The 14810-nt window shown below is 70.0% G+C and carries 15 protein-coding genes and 1 rRNA gene; 15 read left to right on the top strand and 1 reads right to left on the bottom strand.

Annotated features, from left to right (window positions below):
* Nucleotides 1-6: 6 nt before the first annotated feature.
* The 12 genes from rrf (at nucleotide 7) to xerD (ending at nucleotide 11469) form a co-directional block, all read left to right on the top strand.
* Nucleotides 7-120 (top strand): 5S ribosomal RNA (gene rrf, locus ACTWP6_RS21120).
* Between the two features lie 137 nt (nucleotides 121-257).
* Nucleotides 258-1082 (top strand): tetratricopeptide repeat protein, encoded by an 825-nt coding sequence (locus ACTWP6_RS21115; protein WP_260752428.1) that lies wholly within the window; start codon nucleotides 258-260, stop codon nucleotides 1080-1082.
* Nucleotide 1083: 1 nt separating this feature from the next.
* On the top strand, nucleotides 1084-2097 hold the full coding sequence (locus ACTWP6_RS21110; protein ID WP_260752431.1) for an HAD-IIA family hydrolase: 1014 nt from the start codon (nucleotides 1084-1086) through the stop codon (nucleotides 2095-2097).
* Between the two features lie 13 nt (nucleotides 2098-2110).
* A complete protein-coding gene (locus ACTWP6_RS21105; RefSeq protein WP_443188685.1) occupies nucleotides 2111-2266 on the top strand; it encodes a hypothetical protein in 156 nt (51 codons plus the stop codon).
* A gap of 5 nt (nucleotides 2267-2271) precedes the next feature.
* Nucleotides 2272-3081, top strand: coding sequence for a TlyA family RNA methyltransferase (locus tag ACTWP6_RS21100; protein ID WP_260752434.1), 810 nt, complete (start codon nucleotides 2272-2274; stop codon nucleotides 3079-3081).
* Nucleotides 3078-3998, top strand: coding sequence for an NAD kinase (locus ACTWP6_RS21095; RefSeq protein WP_260752436.1), 921 nt, complete (start codon nucleotides 3078-3080; stop codon nucleotides 3996-3998). The genes ACTWP6_RS21100 and ACTWP6_RS21095 overlap by 4 nt, the downstream gene beginning before the upstream one ends.
* Entirely contained in the window at nucleotides 3998-5770 is a 1773-nt protein-coding gene (recN, locus tag ACTWP6_RS21090; RefSeq protein ID WP_443188684.1) for a DNA repair protein RecN, read from the top strand. The genes ACTWP6_RS21095 and recN overlap by 1 nt, the downstream gene beginning before the upstream one ends.
* 103 nt (nucleotides 5771-5873) lie before the next feature.
* Nucleotides 5874-7058, top strand: coding sequence for a putative cytokinetic ring protein SteA (steA, locus tag ACTWP6_RS21085; protein WP_260752443.1), 1185 nt, complete (start codon nucleotides 5874-5876; stop codon nucleotides 7056-7058).
* Between the two features lie 10 nt (nucleotides 7059-7068).
* Nucleotides 7069-8010 (top strand): copper transporter, encoded by a 942-nt coding sequence (locus ACTWP6_RS21080; RefSeq protein WP_260752444.1) that lies wholly within the window; start codon nucleotides 7069-7071, stop codon nucleotides 8008-8010.
* Nucleotides 8011-8133: 123 nt separating this feature from the next.
* Entirely contained in the window at nucleotides 8134-9891 is a 1758-nt protein-coding gene (locus ACTWP6_RS21075; RefSeq protein WP_260752446.1) for a CTP synthase, read from the top strand.
* Entirely contained in the window at nucleotides 9884-10519 is a 636-nt protein-coding gene (locus ACTWP6_RS21070; protein WP_260752447.1) for an NUDIX domain-containing protein, read from the top strand. Before ACTWP6_RS21075 ends, ACTWP6_RS21070 begins: the two co-directional genes overlap by 8 nt.
* On the top strand, nucleotides 10516-11469 hold the full coding sequence (xerD, locus tag ACTWP6_RS21065) for a site-specific tyrosine recombinase XerD (RefSeq protein WP_396884544.1): 954 nt from the start codon (nucleotides 10516-10518) through the stop codon (nucleotides 11467-11469). Before ACTWP6_RS21070 ends, xerD begins: the two co-directional genes overlap by 4 nt.
* A 13-nt stretch (nucleotides 11470-11482) precedes the next feature.
* Here the strand turns inward: xerD and ACTWP6_RS21060 are convergent, their stop codons facing one another.
* Nucleotides 11483-12217 (bottom strand): O-methyltransferase, encoded by a 735-nt coding sequence (locus ACTWP6_RS21060; RefSeq protein ID WP_260752448.1) that lies wholly within the window; start codon nucleotides 12215-12217, stop codon nucleotides 11483-11485.
* A gap of 124 nt (nucleotides 12218-12341) precedes the next feature.
* On the opposite strand from ACTWP6_RS21060, the gene ACTWP6_RS21055 reads away from it, so the two are divergent.
* Genes ACTWP6_RS21055 through scpB form a run of 3 tightly spaced genes read left to right on the top strand, consistent with a single transcriptional unit; the run spans nucleotide 12342 to nucleotide 14808 of the window.
* Nucleotides 12342-13244 carry a ParA family protein gene (locus ACTWP6_RS21055; RefSeq protein WP_260752449.1) on the top strand — a complete coding sequence of 301 codons (903 nt, stop codon included), beginning with the start codon at nucleotides 12342-12344 and terminating at the stop codon, nucleotides 13242-13244.
* Nucleotides 13241-14068: a segregation/condensation protein A gene (locus ACTWP6_RS21050; protein ID WP_260752450.1), complete on the top strand. Its 828-nt coding sequence runs from the start codon at nucleotides 13241-13243 to the stop codon at nucleotides 14066-14068. The genes ACTWP6_RS21055 and ACTWP6_RS21050 overlap by 4 nt, the downstream gene beginning before the upstream one ends.
* A gap of 8 nt (nucleotides 14069-14076) precedes the next feature.
* Nucleotides 14077-14808, top strand: a complete 732-nt coding sequence (scpB, locus tag ACTWP6_RS21045) for an SMC-Scp complex subunit ScpB (protein ID WP_260752452.1) — start codon at nucleotides 14077-14079, stop codon at nucleotides 14806-14808.
* Nucleotides 14809-14810: the final 2 nt, after the last annotated feature.

Raw genomic sequence — 14810 nt, 5'->3', positions numbered from 1 at the left:
TACAGTTACGGCGGTCCATAGCGGCAGGGAAACGCCCGGTCCCATCCCGAACCCGGAAGCTAAGCCTGCCAGCGCCGATGATACTACCCACACGGGTGGAAAAGTAGGACACCGCCGAACACAAATTAGGAATCGCCCCCCACAATTGCGTGGGGGGCGATTTCCATTTCTGGACACCGCCATTTCCATTCTTTTATCGCAGCCATTTCTGAAACGCAGATTATGTGGCTGCAGAGCCGGCCCGTATCCTTTTCGACGTGCCCCAAGACAATCAGGGCGGCCGCGGCGATCGTCGACCCAGCCGCAGCTCGAACGACAACCGGCAGCGTCCGCGGCGCGATCAGCGCTCGGGGGCGCCGCGCACCTCGGGTCCGAACCGGGCGCGCGCCGCCCAGCCCCGCCCCGAGAGTGACGATCGTGCCAGCGGTCCGCCGATCCCCAAGGAGATCGAAGCTCGACAGCTCGCCCCCGAGATCCGCGGAGAACTGACCACCCTCGACCGCAGCACCGCCGACGTGGTGGCCCGGCACCTGGTCGCCGCCGGCGAGCTGCTCGAGGAGGACCCCGAAGCGGCGTTGGCGCATGCCCGCGCCGCGCGTGCTCGGTCGGGAAGGATCGCGGCGGTCCGCGAGGCCGTCGGTATCGCGGCCTATCAGTGCGGCGACTGGGCCCAGGCACTCGCAGAACTGCGGGCGGCGCGCCGAATGGGAAGTCGCTCACCGCTGTTGGCGTTGATCGCGGATTGCGAGCGTGGTGTCGGACGTCCTGAACGCGCCATCGAACTCGCCCGGTCACCGGAGGCCGCGGCGCTGACCGGAGACGACGCCGACGAGCTGCGCATTGTCGTGGCGGGTGCGCGATCGGATCTGGGCCAACACGAACAGGCGCTCGCCGTGCTGTCGACCCCGACCCTCGATCCGGACCGCAGCGGCCAGACAGCTGCGCGTCTGTTCTACGCCTACGCCGACACCCTGCTGGAGCTCGGCCGCAACGACGAGGCGCTGCAGTGGTTCCTGCATGCCGCAGCCGCCGACGTCGACGGTGTCACCGACGCCGAAGAACGTGTCACGGAGCTGTCCTGACGTGAGCGCCCTTGTGCAGCAGCATGATTGTCTGCTGCTCGACCTCGACGGCACGGTGTTCCGCGGCGACGCACCCACCCCGGGGGCGGTCGACACGCTGGCTGCGATCGACCCTCGCGTGCTGTTCGTGACGAACAACGCCTCCCGCGACGCCGAACAGGTCGCCGCGCACCTGCGTGAGCTGGGTTTCGCGGCCGCCGCCGACGACGTCGTCACCAGCGCCCAGAGCGCGGCGCGGTTGCTGGCCGACCAACTCCCGCCCGCCGCCAAGGTCCTCGTGGTCGGGACCGACGCGTTGGCCGGGGAGGTCGCCGGCGCGGGGCTGACCCCGGTCCGCGCCTTCGCGGACGGCCCGGTCGCGGTGGTGCAGGGCCATTCGCCGGACACCGCGTGGCCGGCCCTGGCCGAGGCGGCGCTCGCGATCCGGGCCGGAGCGCTGTGGATCGCCGCCAACGTCGACAAGACGCTGCCCTCGGAACGCGGTCTGCTGCCCGGGAACGGTTCGATGGTGGCCGCGCTGCGCACCGCCACCGACCGGGATCCGCAGGTGGCCGGGAAACCGGCGCCCGCGTTGATGCAGGATGCGCTGGCCCGCGGCGAGTTCGAGCGCCCGCTGGTGGTCGGGGATCGGCTCGACACCGACATCGCCGGCGCCAACGCAGCGCAGCTGCCCAGCCTGATGGTGCTGTGCGGGGTCAACTCTGCCGACGACGCCATCTGGGCGAGTAGCGAGCAGCGTCCGACCTACCTGGCCGAAGACCTCCGGGCGCTGGCCGTCGGTCAGGCCGACACGTTGCGCGTCGCGCCGCATCCGGGCTGGCGGGTCGACGTCGACGCCACGGCGGTCACGCTGAGCGCCACCGGGTCAGACCCGGGCGACCCGCTGTCCGCGGTGCGTGCCCTCGCCGCGGCGGTGTGGGAGGCGGGAATCGAACGCCGTCCGGTCCGCGCGGCCGACGACGCGTCCCGACAGGCCGTGCAGCGGTGGACGCTGCTGTCCGCTCGCATCGACTAGCGTGAACACCGCTATGACCAACGATCCCGACCAGATCCGCACCCAGGTGACCGAACTGCTGGGTGAGCCGATCGATGTGTCGGCGGCTGACCTGGACTCCGTCGCGGCGCGCCTCGAGCAGGCGCACGATCTGCTGGTGCGCGCGCTGGAATCCGTCGAGAAGGGCTGACCCGCGTGGCGCGTCGCGCACGTGTTGACGCCGAACTGGTTCGACGAGGGCTGGCCCGCTCGCGCCAGCAGGCGGCCGAGCTGATCGGCGCCGGCCGGGTCCGGGTGGACGGTATGCCCGCGGCCAAGCCCGCCACCGCGGTGTCGGTGACCGCGCATCTGACCGTCGAGGGCGGCGACGCCGACTCCTGGGTGTCGCGGGGCGCCCACAAACTCATCGGCGCGCTCGACGCGTTCGGATTGTCCGTCGAGAACCGCCGCTGCCTGGACGCCGGGGCCTCGACCGGCGGCTTCACCGAGGTGCTGCTGCACCGCCAGGCCCGCGAGGTGATCGCCGTCGACGTCGGCTACGGCCAACTGGCCTGGTCGCTGCGCACCGACCCGAGGGTGACGGTGATGGAGCGCACCAACGTCCGCGAACTCACCCCGGAGGCGATCGGCGGATCCGTCGATCTGGTCGTCGCAGACCTGTCGTTCATCTCGCTGGCGACGGTGCTGCCCGCACTGACGACCTGCGCGTCACCGGACGCCGATATCGTTCCTATGGTGAAACCTCAATTCGAGGTCGGCAAGGAACGGGTCGGTGGCGGCGGCGTGGTGTCCGATCCGTTGCTCCGCGCCGACGCGGTGCTCTCGGTGGCCCGGCGTGCCGCGGAACTGAACTGGCATGCCGTGGCCGTCACCGCCAGTCCACTGCCCGGCCCGGCGGGTAACGTCGAGTACTTCCTGGACCTGCGCACCCGCGGTGAGCACTCCCTGCAGGGCGACGAGCTGGAGGCCGCGGTACGTCGCGCGGTCGAGGAGGGGCCGCAATGAGCGAACGCACCATCCTGCTGGTCTTGCACACCGGTCGTGAGGAAGTGACCGAGGTGGCCCGGCGGGTCGAAAAAGTGTTGTCCGACAACGGCATCGCCTTGCGTGCATTGTCCGCCGAAGCGGTCGATCGCGGACCCATCCACCTGGCTCCCGACGACATGCGGGCGCTCGGCGTGGAGATCGAGGTCGTCGACGCGGACGAGAGGGCCGCCGAAGGATGCGAGCTGGTGCTGGTGCTCGGCGGCGACGGCACCTTCCTGCGCGCCGCCGAACTGGCCCGCAACGTCGAGATCCCGGTGCTCGGGGTGAACCTCGGCAAGATCGGCTTCCTGGCAGAAGCCGAGGCCGAGGCCATCGACAAGGTGCTCGACCACATCATCCGGCGCGACTACCGGGTCGAGCACCGGATGACCCTTGACGTCGCCGTGCGCGCCGAAGGCCGGCTGATCGACCGCGGGTGGGCACTCAACGAGGCAAGCCTGGAGAAGGGGACGCGGCTGGGCGTGCTCGGTGCGCTCCTGGAGGTGGACGGACGCCCGGTGTCGTCGTTCGGTTGCGACGGGGTGCTGGTGTCGACCCCGACCGGGTCCACGGCGTACGCGTTCTCGGCGGGCGGCCCGGTGCTGTGGCCGGACCTGGAGGCGATCCTGGTGGTGCCGAACAATGCGCATGCGCTGTTCGCCCGCCCGATGGTGACCAGCCCCGATGCGTTGATCGCGATCGAGATCGAAGCCAGCGGTCACGACGCGCTGGTGTTCTGCGACGGCCGGCGGGACATGGTCGTGCCTGCCGGTGGCCGCCTGGAGGTGACCCGGTGCGCCACACCGCTGAAGTGGGTGCGGCTGGACAGCGCGCCGTTCACCGATCGGCTGGTACGCAAGTTCCGGCTTCCGGTCACGGGGTGGCGCGGACAGTAGTGCTAGCAGAAATCCGAATCGAGGCACTCGGTGCGATCAACGCCGCCACCGCGGAGTTCGACGGCGGACTGACCGTGCTGACCGGCGAGACCGGTGCCGGCAAGACCATGGTGGTCACCGGCCTGCACCTGCTCGGGGGTGCCCGCGCCGACGCGACCAAGGTGCGTTCGGGCGCCGAGCGCGCCGTCGTCGAGGGCCGGTTCACGACGGTCGAGCTGGGCGCGGAGGTCGCCGGGCAGGTCGACGAGATCCTGGACTCCTGCGGCGCCGAACGCGACGACGACGGGAGCATCATCGCCGCCCGCTCCGTGAGCCGGGACGGACCGTCGCGGGCCTATCTGGGGGGCCGCAGTGTCCCGGCTCGATCCTTGAGCGGCTTCACCAACGAACTGCTCACCCTGCACGGACAGAACGACCAGCTGCGGTTGATGCGGCCGGACGAGCAACGCGCCGCCCTCGACCGGTACGCCGAGGTGAGCGCTTCGCTGCAGCGCTACCGCACGGCCCGCGACGTCTGGCTGGAAGCCCGGCGCGACCTCGACGACCGCCGGCGGCGGGCCCGCGAGATGGCGCAGGAAGCCGACCGCCTGCAGTTCGCGCTGAACGAGATCGAGGTCATCGACCCGCAGCCCGGGGAGGACGAGGGACTGGTTGCCGACATCCGCCGGCTTTCCGAGCTCGACGCGTTGCGCGATGCCGTGCAGACCGCCAGGGCGGCGCTGTCCGGGGAGGGTGACGACGGCTTCTCCGCCGCCCACGCGGTGGGGCAGGCGCGCTCGGCGCTGGAAGGCACCGATGACGTCCCGCTCAAGACGCTGGCCGAGCAGCTCGGCACCGCGCTGACGGTGCTGGTCGACGTATCCGGCGAGCTCGGGCATTATCTGGACGAATTGCCAACGGACACAAGCACTCTGGAAACCAAGTTGGCGCGCCAGGCGGAGCTGCGCACGTTGACGCGCAAGTACGCCGCCGACGTCGACGGTGTGCTCGATTGGGCCCGCGAGGCCCGCGACCGGCTCGCCCAGCTCGACGTGTCCGAGGAAGCACTGGCCGGGCTGGAACGTCGGGTCGACGAGCTGCAGGCCAAGGTGATCGCCACGGCGCAGGACCTGACCAAGGTCAGGGCCAAGGCCGCCAAGGGCTTGTCCAAGGCGGTCACCACCGAACTGGCCGGCCTGGCGATGGCCGGCGCCCAGTTCGTGATCTCGGTGAGCCCGCTGCCGGCACGCGCCGACGACACCGCCCCGCTGCCCCTGCCGTCGGGGGTCACCGTGCACGCCGGCCGCGACGGAGTCGACGCCGTCGAGTTCGGGTTCGCCGCGCACGGCGGCTCCGACCTGCTCCCGCTGAACAAGAGTGCCTCGGGCGGTGAGCTGTCCCGGGTGATGTTGGCCCTGGAAGTCGTGCTGTCCGCGTCGAGCGAGGGCACCACCATGGTTTTCGACGAGGTCGACGCCGGCGTGGGCGGACGAGCCGCCGTGCAGATCGGGCGACGGCTGGCCCGGCTGGCGCGCACCCACCAGGTCATCGTCGTCACACACCTGCCGCAGGTCGCCGCCTACGCCGACGTGCACCTCGTCGTCGAAGGGGTCGCCGGGGGCGCCGCCGGCAAGCCCAAGGCGAAATCCAGCGGAGTGCGGCGCCTCGACGAGGACGACCGTGTGGCCGAACTGGCCAGGATGCTGGCCGGGCTGGGGGAGTCCGACAGCGGCCGCGCGCACGCGCGCGAGCTGCTGGATGCCGCCCGGGGCGAGCGCGCCGCCACCGGCTGACAGGTTCGGCGCCCTGTTACTCGTGTGACAGAAGACAACTTGTGAGGCTGGTGTTACGGCGCGCCTCCAACGGATTCCGGTCGTCGCCGCACAGAATCCACCCATGAAGATGTCAGCGCTGCTGTCCCGTAATGCCAGCTCACGGCCAGGTATCACCGGCACTGCCCGCGTGGACCGCGACATCGATCGACTCCTCAGACGGGTGACCCCCGGCGACATCGTCGTCATCGACGCCCTCGACCTGGACCGCGTCACCGCCGACGCACTGGTCGATGCCGGCGTCACCGCAGTGGTCAACGCGTCCGCGTCGATCTCGGGCCGCTATCCCAACCTCGGGCCCGAGGTCCTGGTCGCCAACGGCATCACGCTGATCGACAGCACCGGCCCTGAGGTGTTCAAGAAGGTCAAGGACGGCGCCCGCATCCGGCTCAACGAGGGCGGTGTGTATTCCGGCGACCGCCGGCTGGTCCTGGGCACCGAGCGCACCGACGCCGACATCCACGAACTGATGCAGGAGGCCAAGGGCGGGCTGGTGGCCCACCTCGAGGCGTTCGCGGGCAACACCATCGAGTTCATCCGCAGCGAGAGCCCGCTGCTGATCGACGGGATCGGCATACCCGACATCGACGTGGACCTCAACCGCAGGCATGTGGTGATCGTCGCCGAGGAGGAGAACGCGGCCGCCGACCTCAAGGCGCTCAAACCGTTCATCAAGGAGTATCAGCCGGTGCTGGTCGGGGTCGGTTCCGGCGCCGACATCCTGCGCAAGGCCGGCTACCGGCCGGCACTGATCGTCGGCGACCCCGACAAGATCAGCACCGAGGTGCTGCGCTGCGGCGCCCAGGTGGTACTGCCCGCCGACGCCGACGGCCATGCCGCCGGTCTTGAGCGGATCCAGGACCTCGGCGTGGGCGCGATGACGTTTCCCGCCGCGGGATCGGCCGCCGACCTGGCCCTGCTCCTGTGTGACCACCACGGCGCGTCCTTGATCGTCACGGTGGGCCACACGGCGAGCATCGAGGAGTTCTTCGACCGCACCCGCCAGCAGAGCAACCCGTCGACGTTCCTGACCCGGATGAAGGTGGGCGAGAAGCTCGTCGACGCCAAGGCCGTCGCCACCCTGTACCGCAGCCGCGTCTCCGGCGGCGCCGTCGCGCTGCTGGTGTTGGCCATGCTGATCGCGGTGATCGCGGCGCTGTGGGTGTCTCGCGCCGACGCCGCAGTGATCGAGTGGGTGTCCCAGTACTGGAATCAGTTCCTGCTCTGGGTCCAGGGTCTGGTGTCGTAGGGGAGCAACGGTGATCTCGCTGCGTTCGCACGCCATTTCGTTGGCCGCCGTCTTCCTGGCGCTGGCCATCGGCGTGGCCCTGGGGTCGGGGCTGCTGTCCAACACGGTGCTGTCCGGCCTGCGCGACGACAAGCAGGAGATGCAGCAGCAGATCGACACGTTGACCGGTGACCGCAACGCCCTCAACGAGAAGCTCAAGGCTGCAGGCGATTTCGACGCCCAGGTGGCGCCGCGGATCCTGCGTGACACCCTGGCCCGGAAATCGGTGGTGATCTTCCGCACCCCCGACGCCGCCGACAACGACATCGACGGGCTGGCCCGGCTGATCTCTCAGGCCGGCGGCACGCTCGCCGGCACCGTCGGCCTGACGCAGCAGTTCGTCGACGCGAACTCGGCGGAGAAGCTGCTGTCGGTGGTCAACTCGCCGATCGTCCCGGCCGGAGCCCAGCTGAGCACGACCACCGTAGACCAGGGATCCCAAGCCGGCGATCTGCTCGGTATCTCGCTGCTGATCGACCGCGATCCGAAGAAGCCGCCCGTGAACGACGATCAGCGCGCCACCGTGCTGGCCGCGCTGCGCGACACCGGCTTCGTGACCTACGGCACCGAACGCATCGGCGCCGCCGACACCGCGCTCGTGGTCACCGGCGGCGCTCTCGGCGAGGACGCCGGTAATCAGGGCGCGACCGTCGCACGGTTCGCCGCGGGACTCGCGCCACACGGTTCGGGAACTGTGCTCGTCGGCCGTGACGGGTCGGCCACCGGTACCTCCGCGGTCGCAGTGACCAGGGCCGATGCGGCGATGAAGAACGCCGTCAGCACCGTCGACGACATCGACAGCGAATCCGGCCGGATCACCTCGGTGCTCGCGCTGGGCGTGTTGATCAACGGCGGTCGCCCGGACCAGTTCGGGATCGGGCCGGGAGCGACCTCGGTCACCGTCGCGCAGTAGCCCGGCGCGTCAACAACAACGCGTCCCGGTCGGTGTTAGGGTGGGGTTCCGTGGGTCGGCAGGCCCCAAACCGGGTGCGAACCCAGCGAAACAAGCCCTGCCCGGTCATCACGGAGGTAGTTCTTGCCAGCGTTACGCAAGCACCCGCAAACGGCCACCAAGCACCTCTTCGTGACCGGTGGCGTGGTGTCCTCCCTCGGCAAAGGTCTCACGGCGTCCAGCCTGGGCCAGTTGCTGACCGCGCGGGGGCTGCAGGTGACCATGCAGAAGCTCGACCCTTATCTGAACGTCGACCCGGGGACGATGAACCCGTTCCAGCACGGTGAGGTGTTCGTCACCGAGGACGGCGCGGAGACCGACCTCGACGTCGGCCACTACGAGCGCTTCCTGGACCGTGATCTGTCCGGGTCGGCCAATGTGACCACCGGACAGGTCTATTCGACGGTCATCGCCAAGGAACGCCGCGGCGAGTACCTCGGCGACACCGTCCAGGTGATCCCGCACATCACCGACGAGATCAAACGCCGCATCCTGGCCATGGACGCCACCGACAACGAGGGCAACCGGCCGGATGTGATCATCACCGAGATCGGCGGCACCGTCGGCGACATCGAGTCGCTGCCGTTCCTCGAGGCGGCCCGCCAGGTCCGCCACGAGGTCGGCCGGGAGAACTGCTTCTTCCTGCACTGCTCGCTGGTTCCGTTCATGGCGCCGTCCGGTGAGCTCAAGACCAAACCGACGCAGCACTCGGTGGCCGCGCTGCGCAGCATCGGCATCACGCCGGACGCGCTGATCCTGCGCTGTGACCGCGACGTGCCCGAGCCGCTCAAGAACAAGATCGCGTTGATGTGCGACGTCGACATCGACGGCGTCATCTCCACCCCGGACGCCCCGTCGATCTACGACATCCCGAAGGTCCTGCACCGCGAGGAACTCGACGCGTACGTGGTGCGGCGGCTGAACCTGCCGTTCCGCGACGTGGACTGGACCCAGTGGAACGACCTGCTGCGTCGCGTGCACGAGCCCCGCGAGACCGTGCGAATCGCGTTGGTGGGCAAATACATCGATCTGTCCGACGCCTACCTGTCGGTCGCCGAGGCGATTCGCGCCGGTGGGTTCGCCCACCACGCGAAGGTCGAGATGCAGTGGATCGCCTCCGACGACTGCGAGACCGACGCCGCGGCCGCGGTGGCACTGGCCGATGTCGACGGTGTGCTGATCCCTGGCGGGTTCGGCATCCGCGGCATCGAAGGCAAGATCGGGGCCATCCGGTATGCGCGCAAGCGCGGCCTGCCGGTGCTGGGCCTGTGCCTGGGTCTGCAGTGCATCGTCATCGAAGCGGCCCGCTCGGTCGGGCTGACCGAGGCGAACTCCGCGGAGTTCGACCCGGCCACACCCGATCCGGTGATCTCGACGATGGCCGATCAGCGCGACGCGGTCGCCGGGGACGCCGACCTCGGCGGCACCATGCGGCTGGGCGCCTACCCCGCCGTTCTGGAGCCGGATTCGATTGTCGCGCAAGCCTATGGAGCGACCGAGGTGTCGGAGCGGCACCGGCACCGCTACGAGGTGAACAACGCCTACCGGGACCGGATCGCCGAGAGCGGGCTCCGCTTCTCGGGCACCTCACCGGACGGCCACCTCGTCGAGTTCGTCGAGTACCCGCCCGAGGTGCACCCGTTCCTCGTCGGCACCCAGGCCCACCCGGAGCTCAAGAGCCGTCCCACCCGTCCGCATCCGCTGTTCGACGCGTTCGTGGGCGCGTCGCTGGACTACAAGAACGCCGAGCGCCTGCCGGTGGAGATGCCGGAGATTCCCGAGCACGAACTGCGGCCCAACGGCGCCGAGCACGCTCTCGAGGACACCCCGGCTCGTGGCTGAGGGTGAGCGCGGGCGTCACGAGTTCACCACGGTCTCTTCGGAGACGATCTACGTCGGGAAGATCCTGGCGTTGCGCGCCGACGAGGTGCGCATGCCCGGCGGCGGCACCGCACGGCGCGAGGTCGTCGAGCACTTCGGTGCGGTCGCGGTCGTGGCGCTCGACGACGACGGCCGTATCACGCTGATACAGCAGTACCGGCATCCGTTCGGGCGCCGGCTCTGGGAACTGCCCGCCGGGCTGCTCGACTTCGGCGGCGAGCCGCCGCACGAGACCGCGGCGCGGGAGCTCGCCGAGGAAGCCGGCCAGGCGGCGCAGACCTGGCGCACCCTCGTTGACCTCGATTCGGCGCCCGGGTTCTGCGACGAGAGCGTGCGGGTGTTCCTGGCCACCGGCCTCAGCGACGTCGACCGGCCGCAGGCCCACGACGAGGAAGCCGACCTGACCCTGGAGCGGGTTCCTCTCGCCGACGCGGTGGCCAGGGTGTTCTCCGGGGACATCGTCAACTCGATCTCGGTGGCCGGCATCCTCGCCGCGCACACGATGCCGGACCCCTCGGTGCTGCGGCCGGTTGACGCCCCGTGGGTGGACCGGCCCCGGGCGTTCGCCCGCCGGATGGGGCATCCATGACCACCGGGGTGGAGCCGGCGGCGCTCGACGATCAGTTCCAGGGCTACCTGGACCACCTCGCGATCGAGCGCGGGGTGGCCGCGAACACCCTGAGCTCCTACCGTCGCGACCTGCGGCGCTACGCCGAGCACCTCGCGTCGCGCGGGGTCACCGACCTGGCCGGCGTGACCGAGGCCGACGTCACCGACTTCCTGGTGTCGCTGCGCCGCGGCGATCCCGACAACGGGGTGGTGCCACTGTCGGCGGTGTCGGCGGCCCGCGCCGTGATCGCGGTCCGCGGCCTGCACCGGTTCGCCGCCGCCGAAGGCATCACCACGGTCGACGTCGCCCGCGAGGTGAAGCCGCCGACGCCCGGTCGCCGGCTGCCCAAGAGCCTGAGCATCGACGAGGTGCTGGCCCTGCTGGAGGCCGCCGGCGGTGACAGCGACGCCGACGGCCCCCTGACCCTGCGCAACCGGGCGCTGCTGGAGCTGCTGTACTCCACCGGCGCCCGCATCTCCGAGGCGGTCGGCCTCGATGTCGACGACGTCGACACCGAGGCCCGGTCGGTGCTGCTGCGCGGCAAAGGCGGGAAACAACGGCTGATCCCGATCGGGCGGCCCGCGGTCGGCGCGCTGGACGCCTACCTGGTGCGTGCCCGGCCCGACCTGGCGCGGCGCGGCCGCGGCACCCCCGCGATCTTCCTCAACGCCCGCGGCGGGCGGTTGTCCCGGCAGAGCGCGTGGCAGGTGCTGCAGGACGCCGCCGAACGCGCGGGCATCACCGCGACGGTGTCCCCGCACGTGCTGCGCCACTCCTTCGCCACCCATCTGCTCGACGGCGGCGCCGACGTCCGCGTCGTGCAGGAACTGCTCGGGCACGCGTCGGTGACCACCACGCAGATTTACACCATGGTCACCGTTAATGCGCTGCGCGAGGTGTGGGCCGGCGCCCACCCCCGGGCGCGGTAGCGGCCGGCGCCGGTCAGGCGCCGAGGTACTCCGACTCCAGCACCAGGTCGGGAAGCAGCGTCTGGTACTCGACATGGGTCTTGTGTTCCACGGTGTTCCAGCGGGTGCCCTGATGATCGCGCATGTGGCGGCGGTAGCCGGGGGCGCCGGGGATGCGCACGTTGTCGGCGACCACGATCGAGCCTCGGTGCAGCCACCCGCGCTGCTCGACGCTGAGCAGGTCCGCTAGATACGCCTTCTTGTCGTGGTCGATGAACAACAGGTCCACGCTGCCGGGGGAGACCCCGTGCTCGCCGGCGAGCGCGTCGAGGGTGCGCCCGCCGTCGCCGAGGGTGCCCACCACGCAGGTGACGCGGTCGGCCACCCCGGCGTGGGCCCAGATCCGCCGCGCGACCTCGGCGTTGGCGGCCGAGAACTCGACTGACAGCACGCGCGCCGACGGCGCAGCGCGCGCGATGCGCAGAGCGCTGTAGCCGCAGTATGTGCCCAATTCGAGCACCAGAGTCGGCGCGGCCCGGTGCACCGCGGCGTCGAGCAGTACGCCTTTCTCGTCACCGATGTTGACCAGCATCGCCTCGCGTCGGGCGAAGGTGTCGATCGCGGCGAGCGCCGCATCGACGTCGCCATGTGGGGCGTGGGCCTCGACATAGGCCGCGCAGGCGTTCTCGCGGCCGTCGCCGATCTGGCCGGTGCGCACGAACGACGGCATGCCCCGGGCCAGCCGCGCCCACCGCTGTAGCGCGTTCATGCGGTCAGATTAGGCGACAGATCCGAGGTTGCCTGCGGGTCTGCCTCACCGATTCGTCGCTCCCCGTTAAACTTGCCCGGATGTCCGCCATGCCTGCAGGTTGCCTGACCAGCGAAGGTCCGGCATGACCGACCCGACGGGCGGTCCCGTGGACGCACCTGGGGCCCCGCTGGCCCCGGATCCCGAACCGGCCCCAGGTCTGACCGGCCGCCTCCCGCGGCAGATCCCCGAACCGGCGGCCCGCACGTCGCACGGACCGGCCAAGGTCATCGCGATGTGCAACCAGAAGGGCGGAGTCGGCAAGACCACGTCGACGATCAACCTGGGGGCCAGCCTCGCCGAGTACGGGCGGCGGGTGCTCCTGGTCGACCTCGACCCGCAGGGCGCGCTGTCAGCCGGCCTGGGCGTGCCGCACTACGAGCTCGAGCACACCGTGCACAACCTGCTGGTCGAGCCGAGGGTGTCGATCGATGAGGTGTTGATCAAGACCCGGGTGTCGGGCCTGGATCTGGTACCGAGCAACATCGACCTGTCGGCGGCTGAGATCCAGCTCGTCAACGAGGTGGGCCGGGAGCAGACCCTGGCCCGCGCGCTGTATCCGGTGCTGGACCGCTATGACTACGTGCTGATCGACTGCCAGCCCTCGCTGGGTCTGCTGACCGTCAACGGGCTGGCGTGCAGCGACGGCGTGATCATCCCCACCGAGTGCGAGTTCTTCTCGCTGCGCGGGCTGGCGCTGCTGACCGACACTGTCGACAAGGTGCACGACCGGCTCAACCCGAAGCTGTCGATCAGCGGGATCCTGATCACCCGCTACGACCCCCGCACCGTGAACTCGCGGGAGGTGATGGCCCGCGTGGTGGAGCGGTTCGGCGATCTGGTGTTCGACACCGTCGTCACCCGCACCGTGCGCTTCCCGGAGACCAGTGTGGCCGGCGAGCCTATCACCACGTGGGCACCGAAATCTGCTGGTGCAGAGGCATATCGAGCGCTCGCGCGTGAGGTCATCCACCGGTTCGGCGCGTGAGCGAGACAAGGACCCCGCAGGAGCCCACCGACGCGAAGACCCAGGCCGGTTTCCAGGTTCGCCTGAGCAATTTCGAGGGCCCGTTCGACCTGCTGCTGCAACTCATTTTCGGCCACCGGCTCGACGTCACCGAGGTGGCGCTGCACAAGGTGACCGACGAGTTCATCGCCTACACCAAGGAGATCGGACCGCAGCTGGGCCTCGACGAGACCACCTCGTTCCTGGTGGTCGCCGCGACGCTGCTCGACCTGAAGGCGGCCCGGCTGCTGCCCGCCGGCGAGATCCACGACGAGGAGGACCTGGCTCTGCTCGAGGTGCGCGACCTGCTGTTCGCGAGGCTGCTGCAGTACCGGGCGTTCAAGCACGTCGCGCAGATGTTCGCCGAGCTGGAGAGCGCGGCGCTGCGCAGCTACCCGCGCGCGGTGTCGCTGGAGGACCGCTACTCCGACCTGTTGCCCGAGGTGATGCTGGGCGTCGACGCCGCCCGTTTCTCCGAGATCGCGGCGGCGGCGTTCACGCCCCGCCCCGTTCCGACGGTCGGCACCGACCATCTGCACCAGGTGTCGGTCTCTGTGCCCGAACAGGCCGCCAACCTGATCGCGCTGCTCGAACAGCGGGGGATCGGCCAGTGGGCCTCGTTCTCCGAACTGGTCTCCGACTGCCAGGTACCGATGGAAATCGTCGGACGGTTCCTCGCGCTCCTCGAGTTGTACCGGGCGCGGGCGGTAACATTCGAGCAGCCAGAGGCGCTTGGCGTGCTCCAGATCTCATGGACCGGAGAGCGGCCGAGCAGCCAACAGTTGGCGACCGCTGACGCGGAATAGAAAAGACTATGACAGACGACATTTCGACCGGTACTGCGCCTGAGGCGGTAACCGATGTCGACCCCGGAACAGACGCGACCGACGAGAGCGACGAGGTTCCGGCCGCCGAATTGGACGACGACGAGCTGGACTCGGTGCTCGAAGCGCTGCTCCTGGTCGTCGACACCCCGGTGACAGTGGACACACTTGCCGGCGTCACCGAGCAGCCGTCGACGCGCGTGGCCGAGCGGCTGCAGCAGCTCGCGGCCGCGCTGGCCGCCCGCGACAGCGGCATCGACCTGCGGGAGGCGGCGGGCGGATGGCGGATGTACACGCGCTCGAAGTACGCCCCCTACGTCGAGAAACTGCTCCTCGACGGTGCGCGGTCCCGGCTGACCCGCGCCGCACTCGAGACCCTGGCGGTGGTGGCCTACCGGCAACCGGTCACCCGCGCCCGGGTCAGCGCGGTCCGCGGCGTCAACGTCGACGCGGTCATGCGCACCCTGCTGGCCCGCGGCCTGATCACCGAGGCAGGCACCGACGCCGATTCCGGGGCGGCGACGTTCGCCACCACCGAGCTGTTCCTCGAGCGGCTCGGGCTGACGTCGCTGACCGACCTGCCCGACATCGCACCTCTGCTTCCCGACGTCGACGTGATCGACGACATCAGCGAAACCCTCAGCGAAGAGCCGCGTTTCATGAAACTCAACGGCGCGTCCGCCCCCGAGGCGCCGGCCGCCATCGATGTGGATCAGGACTGAGA

Source organism: Mycobacterium sp. 4D054 (assembly GCF_052245755.1).
Classification (GTDB): Bacteria; Actinomycetota; Actinomycetes; order Mycobacteriales; family Mycobacteriaceae; genus Mycobacterium.
Note: the sequence above shows the minus strand (reverse complement) of the source record. Positions and strands in the feature narration are given on the sequence as shown.

Excerpts from the sequence above, each read along its gene's own strand:
- ACTWP6_RS21060 (WP_260752448.1), bottom strand. The coding sequence starts at position 12,217 with ATGAACGCGCTACAGCGGTGGGCGCGGCTGGCCCGGGGCATGCCGTCG.
- xerD (WP_396884544.1), top strand. The coding sequence starts at position 10,516 with ATGACCACCGGGGTGGAGCCGGCGGCGCTCGACGATCAGTTCCAGGGC.
- ACTWP6_RS21055 (WP_260752449.1), top strand. The coding sequence starts at position 12,342 with ATGACCGACCCGACGGGCGGTCCCGTGGACGCACCTGGGGCCCCGCTG.
- ACTWP6_RS21095 (WP_260752436.1), top strand. The coding sequence starts at position 3,078 with ATGAGCGAACGCACCATCCTGCTGGTCTTGCACACCGGTCGTGAGGAA.
- ACTWP6_RS21105 (WP_443188685.1), top strand. The coding sequence starts at position 2,111 with ATGACCAACGATCCCGACCAGATCCGCACCCAGGTGACCGAACTGCTG.
- scpB (WP_260752452.1), top strand. The coding sequence starts at position 14,077 with ATGACAGACGACATTTCGACCGGTACTGCGCCTGAGGCGGTAACCGAT.
- steA (WP_260752443.1), top strand. The coding sequence starts at position 5,874 with ATGAAGATGTCAGCGCTGCTGTCCCGTAATGCCAGCTCACGGCCAGGT.